Raw genomic sequence first — 15205 nt, forward strand, 5'->3', positions numbered from 1 at the left:
GTTCTATTTTTCGCTTTCTGTCTGATTAGGATTTTTTTTCTCTGTAACGCCATTTTGCTGGTCGCTGTCATTGTTTAGCGATGGCTTTGTCGGCTCATCGACGACAGCTGCCATTTTTGCTGCATATTCAGGATCAGGATCCGATTCAGACTCTGAAGGTTGCGAAGCTTTATTTTGAGCATCTTTAACTGCATTGTCGTAGTTATCAGTTAACTCTTTTGCTTTTTGTAGCTCACTTGCAGCGCTCTCTGTTGTCGAGTGATATCCTGTTTTTAATGATTGTGCAGCTTGGCGAAGCTCATCCATAGATTGTTTCAGTTCAGGGGAAAGCGTTTCCATACCCGCTTTTTCCTGAACTTTTTTCAACGTGTCTTGTAACTCTTGCAATTTGAGTTCTTGTGACAATTCATTTTGCACATTGGAGGCTAATGAACGCATCGCACGGATCCAACCAGCAACAGTTCTCACTGCTACTGGTAGGCGCTCAGGGCCTAAGACGACAAGACCAATAACTGCAACAAGCAGCAGTTCACTGAAACCTATGTCAAACACGGTTTAACCCTGCTCTTTATTTTTGCTCTCAACTGGGCTGTCTTTCTTGTCAGCAGCCTGTTGCTGTTCTGTAATATTTTTAGGTGCAAAGTCAGCATCTTGTTTTTCTTGCTCTTCTTTTGCAGCCTTAGCAGCTTCATCATCGTTCATCGCTTTTTTAAAGCCTTTCAATGATTCACCTAAATCCGACCCCAGAGAACGTAATTTTTTGGTGCCGAAAATTAAAATAATAAGTAGAGCAATAATAATAAGTTGCCAAGGGCTACCAAAAGCGGCCGTTGCAATAGTTGATTCCATTGTTTATACCTCTGTAAAAGTGGGATCAATAGTTATTTATCCCATTATATACAACCTGCTCACAATACGGAAATATTCACAGGCTTATAAACTTGTCGCAAAACAAGGTTTACTTAACTTTTCCCCGATTTATACCAGCCTATAATCCATGATAACGCGCCAGCAGACATAAATGCTATAGCCATTCTATTTGAAGCGGAAATAAAGAATAAACTCCCGCAAAGAATCAGTGTTGCACCAATTCCTAATAGGTATTGAGACTTACGCTGTTTATTACGTTGCTGTTTTAATTGTTCTGACAATTGTTCGATATTGGACTGTAAGAACTTATGTTGACGCAAAGCACCATAAATTAAGTCTGGAATTTCAGGCATTTTCTCGGCCCAGTAAGGGGCTTTCTCTTTTAACGCTTGGGTAATTGCAGGAATACCGACTTGACTGTGTACCCAATCTTCTAAAAATGGTTTCGCCGTTTTCCATAGATCCAATTGAGGATAAAGCTGACGGCCTAAGCCTTCAATATAGAGTAAGGTTTTCTGTAGCAGTACAAGTTGGGGCTGCACTTCCATATTGAAACGGCGCGCAGTATTAAATAAGTTTAATAGCACATGCCCAAATGAAATTTCAGCTAACGGTTTTTCGAAAATAGGTTCACAAACGGTTCTGATAGCAAACTCAAAATCTTCAACGTTAGTATCTGCTGGCACCCAACCTGAGTCGACATGCAGTTCAGCGACCTTGCGGTAATCACGATTAAAGAAAGCAATAAAGTTCTCTGCAAGATAGCGCTTATCTTCTTTATTCAGTGAACCAACAATACCACAATCGATGCCGATATACAGCGGATCTTCAGGGTGCTCATAGCTGACAAAAATATTGCCGGGGTGCATATCTGCATGGAAAAAGCTGTCACGAAAAACTTGAGTAAAGAAGACTTTCACGCCCCTTTCCGCCAAGATTTTCATGTTTGTCCCTTGCGCTTTTAAAGCCGCAATATCGGAAACAGGAATACCATAGATACGCTCCATGACCATAACGTTTTCGCGACAATAATCGGCATAAACCTCTGGTACATATAGCATTGAGCTATTCTCAAAATTACGACGAAGCTGAATAGCATTAGCCGATTCACGTAAGAGATTTAGCTCATCGATCAAGGTTTTTTCATATTCACGAACCACTTCTTTAGGGCGTAGACGGCGACCATCAGGCAGTAAAGGCACCCAATTAGCGATACGATACATGAGTTTTACATCCGCTTTGATAACCGGCAGGATATCAGGACGGATAACTTTTAAAACGACTTCCTTACCATTCTCTTTGAGTTTTGCGGTATGTACTTGAGCAATCGAAGCTGACGCTAGTGCCTTTTCATCGAAATCATCAAACCACTGTTCGAGTGGGCCGCCTAATGATTCTTCAATGTAACGACGAGCCAGTTTGCCGTCAAAGCTAGCGACCTTATCTTGCAGCAAAGAGAGTTGGTCAGCGATAGCGGGTGGAAACAGATCGCGTCGGGTAGATAGCATCTGCCCAAACTTGATCCAGACAGGCCCCAATTCTTGTAAAGCTAAACGTAAACGCTCACCAAGCTCTTTGCCCTTATGCTGGTTTTTAATCCAAAAGAAACCAAAACGACCAATACGCAGCGGTAGCGTCAGCTTTACTTTTGGGATGAGCTCATCCAAACCATACGAAAGGAATACCCGAATAATAAAGTAGAGACGTTTTATTTCACCGGGCGTCATTATACTCCTCCAACTGGCTCAATCGTTTTTCTAGCTCACTTAGTGAATCAGAAACTTGTTCTACTTCATCACTAAAATAAGCCAGTTCGAGTGGGTTTGGAGCCATTTTCCACTCTTCAAGCAGTGTGTCTTTGATATAGTTTTTTTGCCTGCATGCTAAATGTGAAGCTAAACTCGCGCCCTTGCGTAGTACTTGGCTAATACCTTGTGCTGCGACATCGCCTAAGTAAGGGGATAGATAGTGTGCAGGATCCCAAATTGCCATATCTAATAATGACGACCAATGCTGTACAACCTGCATATCACCTTCAATAACAATTTCACCACTATTGATTAGCTGTGATAACTGTTGTTTGTCTTTTAGCTTAATTAGCGTAAAGAGGGATGTTTTGATTGTACAATCAGCAGGCTCATGCCATTGGCTTAAAACATCGACATGGTTATCACTGAAAATCAACGTCAATGTTTTATTCAGCTCTTTCAAATCGATAGACATGACTTTACCCGCTAAGCGTGCTCTAGCGGGTTTTAAGACCGATTCTTTAAATAACATATGATTCAAACATGTTTCCATGAATGCCGTCATTAAAGAATATAACACTGTATTTTGGCTTTCAGCCTGTGCTGATGTGGCTTCCATCTTAGAATTTAAACCCTTTATGCAATGCGACAATACCACCTGTCATATTGGTATAGGAGACTTGTTCAAAGCCTGCATTTTCCATCATTGATTTCAGTGTTTCTTGGTCTGGGTGCATACGGATAGATTCTGCAAGATAACGATAGCTATCAGGATCCCCAACCACAGCTTGACCAATACGAGGTAGAACATGGAATGAATACGCGTCATAAGCCTTATTAAGCGGCTCAATAACAGGCTTAGAGAATTCAAGTACTAGCAGACGACCACCTGGCTTTAACACTCTGAACATTGAGCGTAAAGCTTTGTCTTTATCGGTCACATTACGTAGCCCAAAAGAGATGGTGATACAATCAAAATAGTTATCAGGGAATGGCAGTTCTTCTGCGTTGGCTTGAACATAGCTAACATTACCAACAATACCAAGATCACGTAATTTTTCACGTCCCATTTTTAACATAGAGTCGTTAATATCAGCGAGGATCACCTCACCTTTTTCACCGACAAGACGAGAAAACTTCGCGGTTAAATCACCAGTACCACCAGCAAGATCTAAAACACGTTGGTTACGACGTACACCACTGGCTTCTATCGTAAAACGTTTCCAGACACGATGAATGCCGAAAGACATTAAATCATTCATCAAGTCATATTTTGATGCTACAGAGTGAAAAACATTAGCCACAAGGCCAACTTTATCTTCTTTGCCTACGGTACGGAAACCAAAATCAATAGTTTCTTTTGATGGTTCTGTCATTTCTATTATGCCTGTTTATAATTCAAACTTTTGTAGGAAGTGTAACAGTCTTTGAGGTAAAACCCTATCAAGAAGTCTAAGATTCCGCACAATATGGCTTATCTGACTTTTCAACGAGCTGTGGTGAAATAGGCTGTTTTACCTCAACCCCCATTTCTTTAAAGCTTTCTGCCTGACTAATTAAATTACCACGCCCCTCAGCCAACCTTTTCATTGCGGATTGGTAAGCATTATCCGCTTTATCAAGGCTTGCCCCTAAAAGTTGCATGTCATCAACAAAAAGGCGTAATTTGTCGTACATTTTTGCGGCTTTTGCGGCAATTTCTTGCGCATTTTGCCCTTGGCGTTCATAGCGCCACAAATTGTTAATTGTTCGCACCGCCACTAATAATGTGGAAGGGCAAACTAACATGATATTCTGTTTTATACCTTCATCAAGTAGCTCAGGCGATTCTTTTAAAGCCAATAAGTAAGCCGGTTCAATTGGAATAAACATCAATACATAATCTAAAGAGCGTATCCCCGGTAGTTGATGATAGTCCTTATGACTTAGCATACGCATGTGATTACGAATTGAAGCTACATGGTTTTTGATAGCCTGAGTTTGTTCGTCAGGGTCTTCACTATTGAAATATCTTTCATAAGCGACCAGTGACATTTTTGCATCAACAATCACGTCTTTACCTTCAGGCAAGCGGATAATCACATCAGGCTGATAACGGCTGTTATAGCTGGTATTAATACTGACTTGTGTTTCAAACTCACTCCCTTTGCGTAAACCAGAAGCTTCCAAGATCCGCGTCAGAATGGTTTCTCCCCAGTTTCCTTGGATCTTGTTATCTCCTTTAAGGGCTCGAGTCAGGTTAACCGCTTCTTTGGTCATTTGAGTATTTAGCTGCTGTAACTGACGGATTTCATACGCCAGTGTATGCCGCTCTTTGGCTTCTTCACCAAAGCTTTGCTGTACCTGTTGGCGGAACCCCTCAAGCTGTTCACGAAATGGGGATAGCATGGCAATCAAGCTTTTTTGCTGCTGCTCTGATGCCCTACGCTCATTCTGCTCAAAAATTCGGTTGGCTAAATTTTCAAATTGAATCGTTAACCGCTGCTCACTGTTTTGCAGCAGGCGCTGTTTCTCTTCATTGGCTAGCTGGCTTTGCTCAAAACGTGTTGTGATTTCTCGTAATTCAGCTTCTTGCTCACGATTAATATCTCTGAGTGTTCGCAACTCTTGATCGAGACGTTCATATTCCATTTTCCACTCAGAAAGATGGATGTTTTTTTCATCACTGGCCGCAAGTTGACGATTAATGTGTTGGAGTTCTTGCTCTTTTTGATTAAGTTTTTGCGCAATAAACAGCCAAACGGCTAAGCCGCCAATTAATATACCGCCAAGGGCGCCAATAACCCCATATAAAAGAGAGGTATCCACTGTTAAATCCTTACATGACGAGATCTAGGGTAAGGTAATCGGATACTGTATATCAGTCCAGAAGTAATTTAAAACAAGCCCTAAATTGCGAGACGATTCGCAGCTTAGCCCATCCACTGAGCTAGCCAACGTAATCCAAATGCACCTGGCGCTAATATACCAAATGCCCAAATCATCGCAGACACTAGGTTTGCCGCCTGAAAATAGCGTTTAGGCATTTTACAAATCCCAGCCACTAAAGGTACGACAGCTCTGAATGGCCCGAAGAAACGCCCTAAAAAGACACTCCATATGCCCCAACGATTGAAAAAGTGCTGCCCTCTATCAATCATTTGAGGTTTGCGAGAAATCGGCCACATTTTACGGACGTTATCTTTATAGTGAAAACCAAACCAATAAGAGAGCCAATCACCAAAAAATGCCCCTAACGTTGCCGCAAGCCATACAGGCCAGAATGTAATACCACTTTCGCCGATGAGGGCACCTAAACCTAACAGGATGACAGTTGCAGGCAACAGCAAAGATAAAAAGGCTAAAGATTCACCAAATGCTAGAAAGAAGATGATTGGCAGCGCCCATATTTCATGTTCACGGGTAAATTCGGTCACGGTATGGACGATTTCATTCAACGTCACAGCCTTTCTCCCTTATAATGGATTGGTTTAATACATTAACTAATATGTAATAAACCAATCTTAAACTAATTATTCGAGAAAATAACTTTGAAGTAAGCTTCTGCCAGCATTATCCAGTCCAAAATCACTCTCCAGCCATTTATCAATACTACCATAATGTGTTTTTATGCTATTTATGGCTGTCATAAGAAATTCTTCACGCACAGAATAGACATACTCAAACTTTTTCACCACACTGTCACTCATCCTTTGTGCATGCTCTTCCAATAAATGCTTACGGAATGGCGCGAGGGTTTCATTTGTCAGTAGGTAATCTTCCATGACGGTATCTAAGTCTGCACCCAGCGCAAATAGTACCAAAGCGGCGCCAACACCAGTACGATCTTTACCGACCGCACAATGCTGAACGATCCCCCCTTTTTCAGGCTGCTTTAACATACTCACAAGTTGATGGTAAGCAGGATTATTTAAAGGCAATAGCTCGTAAAGGCGCCCCATAAATATTTTAGGGTCAAACTGTTCAAGTGACTCTGGTGTCAGTTGACCTAAGTCGGCACTGACCTCCTTTGCCATAGGGTTCGCTGGGGCATTAACATAATGAGCACCATCCCAAATCATATCTGGTTTTGCTTTTGTTTCCGCCACATCACGGTAATCCAAGATTTGATAAAGGTTTTGTGATTGTAAAACGGCCAAATCCTCTGTCGTTAAATGGTTCAAAGCTCCTGAACGAAATAGCACGCCTGATTTTATTTTGTTGCCATTGGCTAATTTTTTTCCGCCGAGGTCACGGAAGTTAATTCCACCTTTTAACGGTAATACTGAAGGGTGTAAATAAGGTGTTTTTGTCATAATTATCGCTACCTATGATATTGATTATGACTAAAACCATAACAGATTATGACCGGAAAAAAATCAGAAAAAATACCCGCCGTTAAGCAGGTATTCATAAAAGAGTGCATTGAAATGTAATCAATATCGAAAAAGAGAAAGAAAACTGGGCTCGTCTACGGTTTATTCACAACCGAGCGAACATCAAAGTAAACGAGCCAGTAATAGGAGAAATTAAAGTAGACGACGCGCAGCTTCAACAACAATGCTTAATACATTGCTTTCTGTTTTCTTCAACAGTGCTTCGTCTGGAATTTCTTGTTGAGTACGGTTAACAATCACACCTGCAACCATACCCGCACGTAGGCCTTGGCTTGAGCACATGGTCAGCAACGTCGCTGATTCCATCTCATAGTTCATCACGCCCATATCTTGCCATTCTTTCATTGAACCTCTGAAATGGCGCATCACACGACCAGTATAGGTGTCATAACGCTCTTGGCCTGGATAGAAGGTATCCGATGAAGCAGTCACACCCACATGGACTGTTGCACCCGCTTCTTTCGCTGCATCATAGAGTGCATTCGTACAAGTAAAGTTAGCAACGGCTGGGTATTCCAATGGCGCAAAATGTTGGCTCGCACCGTCTAATCTTACGGCTGCGGTTGTCACTAACACATCACCAACATTAATATTTTCTTGAATAGCCCCTGTAGTACCAATACGCAAGAAAGTACGAATACCTAGCTGCGCAAGTTCTTCTACAGCAATAGAGGTTGAAGGACCACCAATTCCCGTTGAACAAATAATGACTGCTTTACCATCAAGCTCACCACGCCAAGAGGTGAACTCACGTAAAGAAGCGAGATGTACCGGATTATCCATCAGGCGTGCGATTTTCTCGACACGATTTGGATCACCGGGAACAATTGCAACGGTTGCACCCTGTAAGTCGCTCTTTTTTAGACCTAAGTGGAATACGTCAGACATATCAAACTCCTTTACACAATGGCATCATTGAATTTATACGTTGTGATTAATATAGCGGTAAACCCATGTCAATTTAGTGACCATAGTCACTTTTAATGGAAATGATTTTATCTAGATTTCATTAAATGGTGATTTAGATCACAAATTAATTGTTTTAAATACAAATATGCAATCAGTATAGACGATATGAAAGAAAGTCACGAAAAAGCGCCCGAAGGCGCTTTGAATTATTGGCAGAAATAAAAGATAGTTTATCTATCAGAGAACTACATCAAGGATCAGAACGCCTACTAGACCAATGGCCCAAGCTATCGTTGTTGGGATAGACCAAACCATCATCTGTTGTCTAACGTCCTTAATACCCATCATTCGGTTAACAACCCAGTAGAGGCTGTCGTTGAAATAACCAAAGAACAGTGACCCCATTGTCGCAGCTTGAGCCGCAACAAGCAGATTGATATCAGGGATCTGGCTAATAATGGGAGCAGAAATCGATGCCGCTGTGATCATCGCGACGGTGCCCGAACCCTGAATTAAACGTACCAATGTGGCGATAATAAATGGGATCAACACTGGAGTGATTGGTAAACTCGCCACATGCTCCGCTAAAATATTCCCCGTACCACTGTCACGTAAAACCGCACCTAACGCACCACCCGCACCTGTTACCAGTAAGATGATCCCGGCTGACTGTAAGCCTTCTTCCATGCGGTCGATGACTTCTTCTTTCGTCGCTTTTGGCATCAGCGTATAAACGGCAATCAACACACTGATAGACAGAGCAATTATTGGTGCACCAAGGAATTCAAAGGTTTGGAAATACCAATTATTCTCCATCCCTTGAAAGGCGTCGGTTTTTAGCAATAACCCGTTGACCGCATTGATAAAGATCAACAAGATCGGTGTTACGATAGGTAATACAGATAAGAAGAGGCTTGGTAACGGCTTGTTCGCCTTTTCTTCCATATAGCGGTCGTGAATTTCTTTCAGATCTGCGTTGTTGCTTTCATCGGGCATAAACTCAGGGTATTTAACAGCTAACCACTTCGCGTAAAATACGATCCCAATAACGCAAGGGATAGCAAGGGTCATCCCCGTTAAGATCATGGCACCAATATCCACACCGAAGATCCCAGCAACTCCTAAAGGACCCGGAGTCGGCGGCACAGTGTGGTGAGTAACCACTAAGCCACCAGCTAATGCGACACCAAGTGTCAGCAGACTACGCTTACCATTTTTCGCTAATGCCTTCGCTAATGGGTAGAGGATCACGAATGCGGAGTCAACGAAAATTGGAATACTGACGATATAACCTGTGATAGCCAGCGCCCATTCTTCGCGTTTTTTCCCTAACCAACGAATAAAGCTATACGCTATTTGTTCAGCGGCACCAGAAACTTCTAGTACCCTTCCCATCATTACCCCGAGACCGATAACAATACCGATACCACCGAGTGTGCTACCAAAACCTTTTGTAATTACAGAGACGGTTTCTGCGGCGGTTAACCCACCTGAGATACCTGCAATAGCTGCTGCAATCAACATGGCAAGTAACGCATGAATACGCGTTCGCAATACCAAGAAGATCAGGACAAATATGGCCACCGCGAGGCCAATAATAGGAATATAGGACATAGCTTATCCCCTATTGCTGTGAGCCGTGGTGAGTGATGAATGAACGAATTGCATCAGCAAACGAACCATCTGCACGGAAACCAAGGCCTAAAGCACGGCTAATATCGAATTTACCCGGCCAACTTGCGACAATACGGTTAATGGCTTCATCCGGTTCAAAACGGATCAGATCAACCGCTTTTTGGCCTGCGACATCACGTAGAGCATCAATCATCCCTTGAACTGTCACAGTGATCCCCGGTAAGTTAACCGTACGAGACAAGCCAAATTGCTCTGCTGAAATGGTTGCAGCATGAATGAAATTACTGACAACCGTTTCTGGACTCGAGAGCCACAACGCAAGTTCAGGTGAAACAGGGCAAACACTCTCAACCCCATTTAATGGCTCACGAATGATGCCACTGGCAAATGAAGAAGCGGCTTTGTTCGGAACGCCAGGGCGCACACTGATTGTTGGTAGGCGTAACACACGTCCATCAACATAGCCTTTACGTGAATAGTCATTAACCATCAATTCGCACATCGCTTTTTGTGCACCATACGATGATTGCGGGTTAACCACACAAAGGTCGGTGATAACGTCAGGTAGTTCACCGCCAAATACTGCTAATGAACTGGTAAAGATAAACTTCATTGCAGGGTTTTTAGCACGAGCCACTTCCAATAATTGGCGAGTCGCTTCGAAATTTACTTTCATGCCTAAATCAAAATCGCTTTCAGCATGACTACTCACAATAGCAGCGAGGTGATAAACGATGTCGGTTTGCGCATCAATCAGCTTATCAGCGGCACCCGGCTGAGTTAAATCTGTTGCAACACAACTCACTCTAGCGTCTTCAATTGGCGATGTAGGGCACTGAATATCCGCTAAAACGAGTTGGTCAAATTTAAAACCCTGGCTGTTTTTAAGTAAAGCAGCGGCTAGCTGCTGACCCAAAAAGCCAGCGCCGCCTGTAATGATAACTTTCATTGTTATTCTCCTTGAATAGCCCTAATTTGAGCTATTCATCATTAGGTAAGATTATTTATGTCTTTATTAAATGAAGTTTTATATTTTGTTCTGTTATCCGCTGCACAGCATCGTTTGGTAGCTGATCATCACAAATAATGTCGTGCAATTGATTTAGTGGGCAAACACGGAACATGCCATATTTACCAAATTTGCTACTGTCAGAAACCAGCACACAGCGCCGAGCAACATCCAGTAATGTTTGTTTTATTTGTACTTTTTCTTCATGAGGCGTGGAAACCCCATGCAGTAAATCCCAAGAGCTAGTGCTAATAAATGCCACATCAACATTTAGGGTTTTCAGCATCATTGCGGCGGTATTGCCAACACACGAATGGTTACGTTTATCCACTTGCCCCCCCGTGTGATACAGATTGAGTTGTGATTTGTTCATCAAATATTGCATGATAGAAAAATCATTAGTCACAATCGTCAAATTAAACCGTTCACCCAGCACACGGGCTATCTCAAATGTCGTTGTTCCCGCATCGAGATAAACCACTTGCCCATCTTCAACGAGCGATGAGGCAAATTTACCTATTTCACGTTTGCTTCGGTGATGTAAACGCGCTTTCTCACTCCAAGGAAGCTCTTGGCGTAACGCATCGTTTAACCGAACACCACCGCTTATTGCAACGACTTTCCCTTCCTCTTCTAGCATGCGGATATCACGTCTTACCGTCATATGCGACACATTCATTAGCTCCACCAAGTCGTTAATCGACACGGTTTGGTACTCATGGACGTAACGGTAAATAAAATCACGACGCTCTGAAGGGATCATAGGCTCTCCTGCTTAAGACTGTGCTTGCTTCAGCCAACCTAAACCGTCTTCGGTACGACCTGCGGGGTGATATTCACATCCAAGCCAACCTTGATATCCCATTTCATCTAATTGTTTGAAAATCCATGGGTAATTGACTTCACCACTATCAGGCTCATGACGATAAGGAACTGAAGCTATCTGAATATGACTAAATTTACCCCATAAACGCTCAATTGTTTTCAATAAATCACCTTCCATAATTTGGCAGTGATAGAGATCCAATTGAATAAACACATTTTCACGTGCGATCTTTGGTAGCAATGCCTCAGCTTGCTTTTGCGTAGTCAAAAAGTAACCCGGCATATCACGCGTATTGATAGGCTCAATTAATACACGAATGCCATGCTCAGCCATAATATCTGCGGCATATTGAATATTTTTAATAAAACACGCTTGCTGCTGTTCAGGGGTAAATCGGGCATCCAATTTACCTGCCATCGCATGCACCTGCTTACAACCCAACGCTTTGGCATATTTCAGTGCCGTCTGTACGCCTTGTGCGAACTCATCTTCACGACCCGGAATAGATGCCATGCCGCGTTCACCCGCCGCCCAATCGCCCGCTGGCATGTTGAACAGCGCTTGAGTTAAACCATATTTTTCCAACTGTTCAGCTATCGCTTCAGGTTGTTCTTCATAGGGGAAAAGATATTCAACGCCAGTAAAGCCCGCTTGTGCAGCGCGTTCAAAGCGCTGAATAAAAGGAACTTCGTTAAACATCATACTGAGGTTTGCTGCAAATTTAGCCATATCAGGTGCCTCATTTCTTTGGATAACGGCTTTCTAGCTCGTTAACTTGCTCTTCAGTGAGTGTTGTAAAACCTTGCTGGCGTAATGTGATATATAAACGCGCCGTATCTTCCAACTCTTCAGCATTGAAGAAAGCTTGCCTTAAGGTTTTACCGCCAACTACGGGTCCATGATTCGATAGCAGTACTGCGTTATGGTTAGGAGCCAATTTTTCAATTTCTTCACCAATACGGTCATCCCCCGGTGGCAAGTATTGAATTAATGGCAATTTGCCGACTCGCATCACGTAATAAGGCGTGATTGGCGGCAAGCAATTGCTGCTATCAAGCCCTGATAAACACGACAGTGCGGTTAGCCAAGGGGAGTGTAAGTGAACCACCGCTCGGCAATCAGGACGCTGTCGATACATCGCCATATGCATAGAGACTTCTTTAGTGGGCTTATCGCCATCGATCCAGTTCCCTTCTGCATCCAACTTACTTAGTCTTTCAGGATCTAAATCCCCAAAGCTGGAGTTAGTTGGCGTGACGATAATGTTCCCATCCGGAAGTTTGGCACTGATGTTTCCAGCTCCGCCACTACTATAGCCACGGTTAAACATCGATTTAGCCCAATCAGCCAGCTCTTGGCGTAGTGCCTTTTCTTCACTCATTAAACATCTCCTGTGCGTACTGGAAGAAATTCTCTTGGCCGAAATTACCCGATTTGAGTGCCAACCAGTGACCGCTTGTTAAATCTTGAACCCATGGAACGCCCGGTGCGATTGGCGCACCAATGCTTAATTGCTCGGTTCCTAGGCTTTGAACGACTTTGCCGGATGTTTCGCCACCCGCAATAATAAAGGTGTTATAACCTTGTGCTTGTAAGAGTTTTACCACTTCCCCAAACACATTTTCCACTGCGCTACTCGCTATATCTGCCCCATACGTCTCTTGAATTTTTCTCAGAATTTCAGGTGGTTGGGTCGCATATAATAGTGGTGCGAGTCCTGTTAATTTTTGCTCTTGAACCCACGTTGCTAATTGTTGGGCATAGAGAGGGTTATCAATGCACTCCCCGACATCCACGACTTTAGCTGGTGCAATTTGTTGGTAGTTTTGCACTTGTTTGTTGGTCATTGCTGAGCAACTGCCAGATAAAATCACGGTCTGACGGCCTTGGCGGCTAGGCGTTTCACCACGGCTACCACCTGCCCCCCATTCACATCCGGTATCCACATTGGCTAATGCCGCCCCAAGCCCAGAACCGCCTGTCAGTAAAGGCATCTCTTTTACCGCTTTGGCGATCGGTAACAAATCATTCATTGTTAATGAATCAACAACGATGTAACTCGCACCTTGCTCGGCTAAGGTTGCTAAACGCTGTTTAATTAGCGTGCTGCCTTGCTGAATATCAGATAATGGGATCAGCCCAGCTTTACCTTCAGATTGCTTTTCCATCACCCTCATCAAGTTAGCATCCGTCATTGGCGTCACGGGGTGATGCTGCATACCACTTTCATTGAGCAGCTGACCATTGACAAATAAATGCCCGTGAACCACGGTTCTGCCATTAATGGGCAGTGCAGGACAAATCAGTGCAACTTGAGTATCAAGCTGCTTCATCAACGCGTCAGTCACTGGGCCAATATTGCCTTTGTCAGTGGAATCAAATGTGGAGCAATATTTAAAGAAAATTTGTTGGCAGTGTGCTTGTTGCTTTAACCAACGACATGCGTTTAACGATGCGTTAATTGCTTCATCTACAGGACAAGAACGGCTTTTTAGGCTGATAACAATCGCATCAACATCGTGTGGTACGACTGTATTGTCATCTGGTTCATTCAATAATTGAACGACTCGCCAGCCGTTCTGGACCATAAATCCTGCGATGTCGGTTGCACCAGTAAAATCATCGGCAATCACACCTAATTTCACAGTCATACTTTTTTCTCCGGTAAAGCAATGCCTTTGAAAGTTTTGATCACAGCACTGTCATCTTGAAGGCCAAAACCTTCGTTACTTGCAGAGATAAACATTTGATGAGCAGTGGCCGCGATAGGTAATGGGAAGTTCAAGGCTTTCCCTGTTTCCATGACCAACCCTAAGTCTTTCACAAAAATATCAACGGACGATTTGGGCGTATAATCACCATCAAGAACATGCTGCATACGGTTCTCAAACATCCACGAGTTACCCGCTGCATGTGTCACGATGTCATACATCATATTCAGGTCGATACCCGCTTTGGCGGCTAATGCCATGCTTTCGGCAGCAACCGCAATATGAACCCCAGCAAGTAGTTGATGGATGGTTTTTACTGTCGACCCCAACCCCACCTCATCACCGACACGATATAAACGCTCAGCTATCGCCTCAAAAACTTCGTTAAGCTGTTCAAACAAGATCGGAGCGCCAGATGCCATCACCGTTAGTTTGCCTTCTGCCGCTTTCAGCGCGCCGCCTGAAATAGGTGCATCCATCAGTGGTAACTGATATTGCGCCAAACGCTGAGCAATCTGTTTTGTTTGCTCAGCAGATAGCGTACTATGCAACATAATAATAGTGCCTGGCTGCAACTGCTCTACCAGAGGCTTATCGCCACCAAATAGGATTGCCTCGACTTGGCGACCATTGACGACAACTAACAGTAAAGCTTGCAGATGTTGAGCGTACTCCGCCGCATTTTGGCCTACTGCGACAGCACCGGCTTGCTTTAAGGTTTGGCAGGCATCTTGGTTTAGGTCAAAGCCATAGGTAGGAATATTATTTTTTATTAGGGATTTAGCGATCCCCATACCCATTGAGCCTAAGCCAATAACACCGACGTTCTTAACGAAATTTCCCATAACAACCCCTGATGTTGTTAATCTTTGTTATTGATGTGAATTCTCACATAACAAAATTCACAAACACATGATGGATATCACATTATTAATAATATAAAAAATCACCAATATTATTTTAATTTATTGTTTTTAATGTATTTTTAATTTTTGGTAATTCACAAAACAATTCACATCGCAATGTGATAAAAAATGTGATGAGAGCGTGGTTTATACCTATCAAGTGTAAAAAATAAAACTTTTCCGCTTTTCCGTTCAGTTAAATCGCAATAGCATCAT

General features: G+C 43.0%; 16 protein-coding genes. All 16 read right to left on the bottom strand.

Going from position 1 to position 15205, the window contains the following annotated elements; genetic code table 11:
- Window positions 1-3: 3 nt before the first annotated feature.
- The 16 genes from tatB to ltnD all read right to left on the bottom strand — a co-directional run bounded on the left by tatB (window position 4) and on the right by ltnD (window position 14929).
- A complete protein-coding gene (tatB, locus tag PSE69_RS13220; protein WP_121874952.1) occupies window positions 4-552 on the bottom strand; it encodes a Sec-independent protein translocase protein TatB in 549 nt (182 codons plus the stop codon).
- 3 nt (window positions 553-555) lie between these two features.
- Window positions 556-849 carry a twin-arginine translocase TatA/TatE family subunit gene (gene tatA / locus PSE69_RS13225; protein WP_004924718.1) on the bottom strand — a complete coding sequence of 98 codons (294 nt, stop codon included), beginning with the start codon at window positions 847-849 and terminating at the stop codon, window positions 556-558.
- A gap of 113 nt (window positions 850-962) precedes the next feature.
- A complete protein-coding gene (ubiB, locus tag PSE69_RS13230; RefSeq protein ID WP_004924714.1) occupies window positions 963-2597 on the bottom strand; it encodes a ubiquinone biosynthesis regulatory protein kinase UbiB in 1635 nt (544 codons plus the stop codon).
- A complete protein-coding gene (locus PSE69_RS13235; protein ID WP_004924712.1) occupies window positions 2584-3237 on the bottom strand; it encodes a ubiquinone biosynthesis accessory factor UbiJ in 654 nt (217 codons plus the stop codon). Before PSE69_RS13235 ends, ubiB begins: the two co-directional genes overlap by 14 nt.
- 1 nt (window position 3238) lies before the next feature.
- Window positions 3239-3994 carry a bifunctional demethylmenaquinone methyltransferase/2-methoxy-6-polyprenyl-1,4-benzoquinol methylase UbiE gene (ubiE, locus tag PSE69_RS13240; protein WP_004924710.1) on the bottom strand — a complete coding sequence of 252 codons (756 nt, stop codon included), beginning with the start codon at window positions 3992-3994 and terminating at the stop codon, window positions 3239-3241.
- 76 nt (window positions 3995-4070) lie between these two features.
- Window positions 4071-5426: a DNA recombination protein RmuC gene (gene rmuC, locus PSE69_RS13245; protein WP_004924708.1), complete on the bottom strand. Its 1356-nt coding sequence runs from the start codon at window positions 5424-5426 to the stop codon at window positions 4071-4073.
- Between the two features lie 104 nt (window positions 5427-5530).
- Window positions 5531-6061, bottom strand: a complete 531-nt coding sequence (locus PSE69_RS13250) for a DedA family protein (protein WP_004924706.1) — start codon at window positions 6059-6061, stop codon at window positions 5531-5533.
- Window positions 6062-6130: 69 nt separating this feature from the next.
- Window positions 6131-6913: a tyrosine-protein phosphatase gene (locus PSE69_RS13255; protein WP_004924704.1), complete on the bottom strand. Its 783-nt coding sequence runs from the start codon at window positions 6911-6913 to the stop codon at window positions 6131-6133.
- Window positions 6914-7126: 213 nt separating this feature from the next.
- The gene (gene udp, locus PSE69_RS13260; protein WP_004924702.1) at window positions 7127-7882 is read right to left on the bottom strand and encodes a uridine phosphorylase; all 756 of its coding nucleotides are present in this window, start codon (window positions 7880-7882) and stop codon (window positions 7127-7129) included.
- Between the two features lie 258 nt (window positions 7883-8140).
- Window positions 8141-9517, bottom strand: coding sequence for a GntP family permease (locus PSE69_RS13265; RefSeq protein ID WP_004924699.1), 1377 nt, complete (start codon window positions 9515-9517; stop codon window positions 8141-8143).
- Between the two features lie 10 nt (window positions 9518-9527).
- A complete protein-coding gene (denD, locus tag PSE69_RS13270; RefSeq protein ID WP_004924696.1) occupies window positions 9528-10487 on the bottom strand; it encodes a D-erythronate dehydrogenase in 960 nt (319 codons plus the stop codon).
- Between the two features lie 55 nt (window positions 10488-10542).
- Window positions 10543-11310, bottom strand: a complete 768-nt coding sequence (locus PSE69_RS13275) for a DeoR/GlpR family DNA-binding transcription regulator (RefSeq protein ID WP_004924695.1) — start codon at window positions 11308-11310, stop codon at window positions 10543-10545.
- A 12-nt stretch (window positions 11311-11322) separates the two neighbouring features.
- On the bottom strand, window positions 11323-12102 hold the full coding sequence (otnI, locus tag PSE69_RS13280; RefSeq protein WP_004924693.1) for a 2-oxo-tetronate isomerase: 780 nt from the start codon (window positions 12100-12102) through the stop codon (window positions 11323-11325).
- Window positions 12103-12112: 10 nt separating this feature from the next.
- Entirely contained in the window at window positions 12113-12754 is a 642-nt protein-coding gene (otnC, locus tag PSE69_RS13285; RefSeq protein WP_004924692.1) for a 3-oxo-tetronate 4-phosphate decarboxylase, read from the bottom strand.
- Window positions 12747-14024, bottom strand: a complete 1278-nt coding sequence (gene otnK, locus PSE69_RS13290; protein ID WP_014656862.1) for a 3-oxo-tetronate kinase — start codon at window positions 14022-14024, stop codon at window positions 12747-12749. Before otnK ends, otnC begins: the two co-directional genes overlap by 8 nt.
- Complete coding sequence (gene ltnD / locus PSE69_RS13295) at window positions 14021-14929, bottom strand: L-threonate dehydrogenase (protein WP_004924688.1); 909 nt, start codon at window positions 14927-14929, stop codon at window positions 14021-14023. The genes otnK and ltnD overlap by 4 nt, the downstream gene beginning before the upstream one ends.
- Window positions 14930-15205 lie beyond the last annotated feature (276 nt).

The sequence above is a fragment of the Providencia sp. PROV122 genome, assembly GCF_028482365.1.
GTDB lineage: Bacteria > Pseudomonadota > Gammaproteobacteria > Enterobacterales > Enterobacteriaceae > Providencia > Providencia stuartii.

Excerpts from the sequence above, each read along its gene's own strand:
- tatA (WP_004924718.1), bottom strand. The coding sequence starts at position 849 with ATGGAATCAACTATTGCAACGGCCGCTTTTGGTAGCCCTTGGCAACTT.
- ubiB (WP_004924714.1), bottom strand. The coding sequence starts at position 2,597 with ATGACGCCCGGTGAAATAAAACGTCTCTACTTTATTATTCGGGTATTC.
- PSE69_RS13235 (WP_004924712.1), bottom strand. The coding sequence starts at position 3,237 with ATGGAAGCCACATCAGCACAGGCTGAAAGCCAAAATACAGTGTTATAT.
- ubiE (WP_004924710.1), bottom strand. The coding sequence starts at position 3,994 with ATGACAGAACCATCAAAAGAAACTATTGATTTTGGTTTCCGTACCGTA.
- PSE69_RS13255 (WP_004924704.1), bottom strand. The coding sequence starts at position 6,913 with ATGACAAAAACACCTTATTTACACCCTTCAGTATTACCGTTAAAAGGT.
- udp (WP_004924702.1), bottom strand. The coding sequence starts at position 7,882 with ATGTCTGACGTATTCCACTTAGGTCTAAAAAAGAGCGACTTACAGGGT.
- PSE69_RS13265 (WP_004924699.1), bottom strand. The coding sequence starts at position 9,517 with ATGTCCTATATTCCTATTATTGGCCTCGCGGTGGCCATATTTGTCCTG.
- denD (WP_004924696.1), bottom strand. The coding sequence starts at position 10,487 with ATGAAAGTTATCATTACAGGCGGCGCTGGCTTTTTGGGTCAGCAGCTA.
- PSE69_RS13275 (WP_004924695.1), bottom strand. The coding sequence starts at position 11,310 with ATGATCCCTTCAGAGCGTCGTGATTTTATTTACCGTTACGTCCATGAG.
- otnI (WP_004924693.1), bottom strand. The coding sequence starts at position 12,102 with ATGGCTAAATTTGCAGCAAACCTCAGTATGATGTTTAACGAAGTTCCT.
- otnC (WP_004924692.1), bottom strand. The coding sequence starts at position 12,754 with ATGAGTGAAGAAAAGGCACTACGCCAAGAGCTGGCTGATTGGGCTAAA.
- otnK (WP_014656862.1), bottom strand. The coding sequence starts at position 14,024 with ATGACTGTGAAATTAGGTGTGATTGCCGATGATTTTACTGGTGCAACC.
- ltnD (WP_004924688.1), bottom strand. The coding sequence starts at position 14,929 with ATGGGAAATTTCGTTAAGAACGTCGGTGTTATTGGCTTAGGCTCAATG.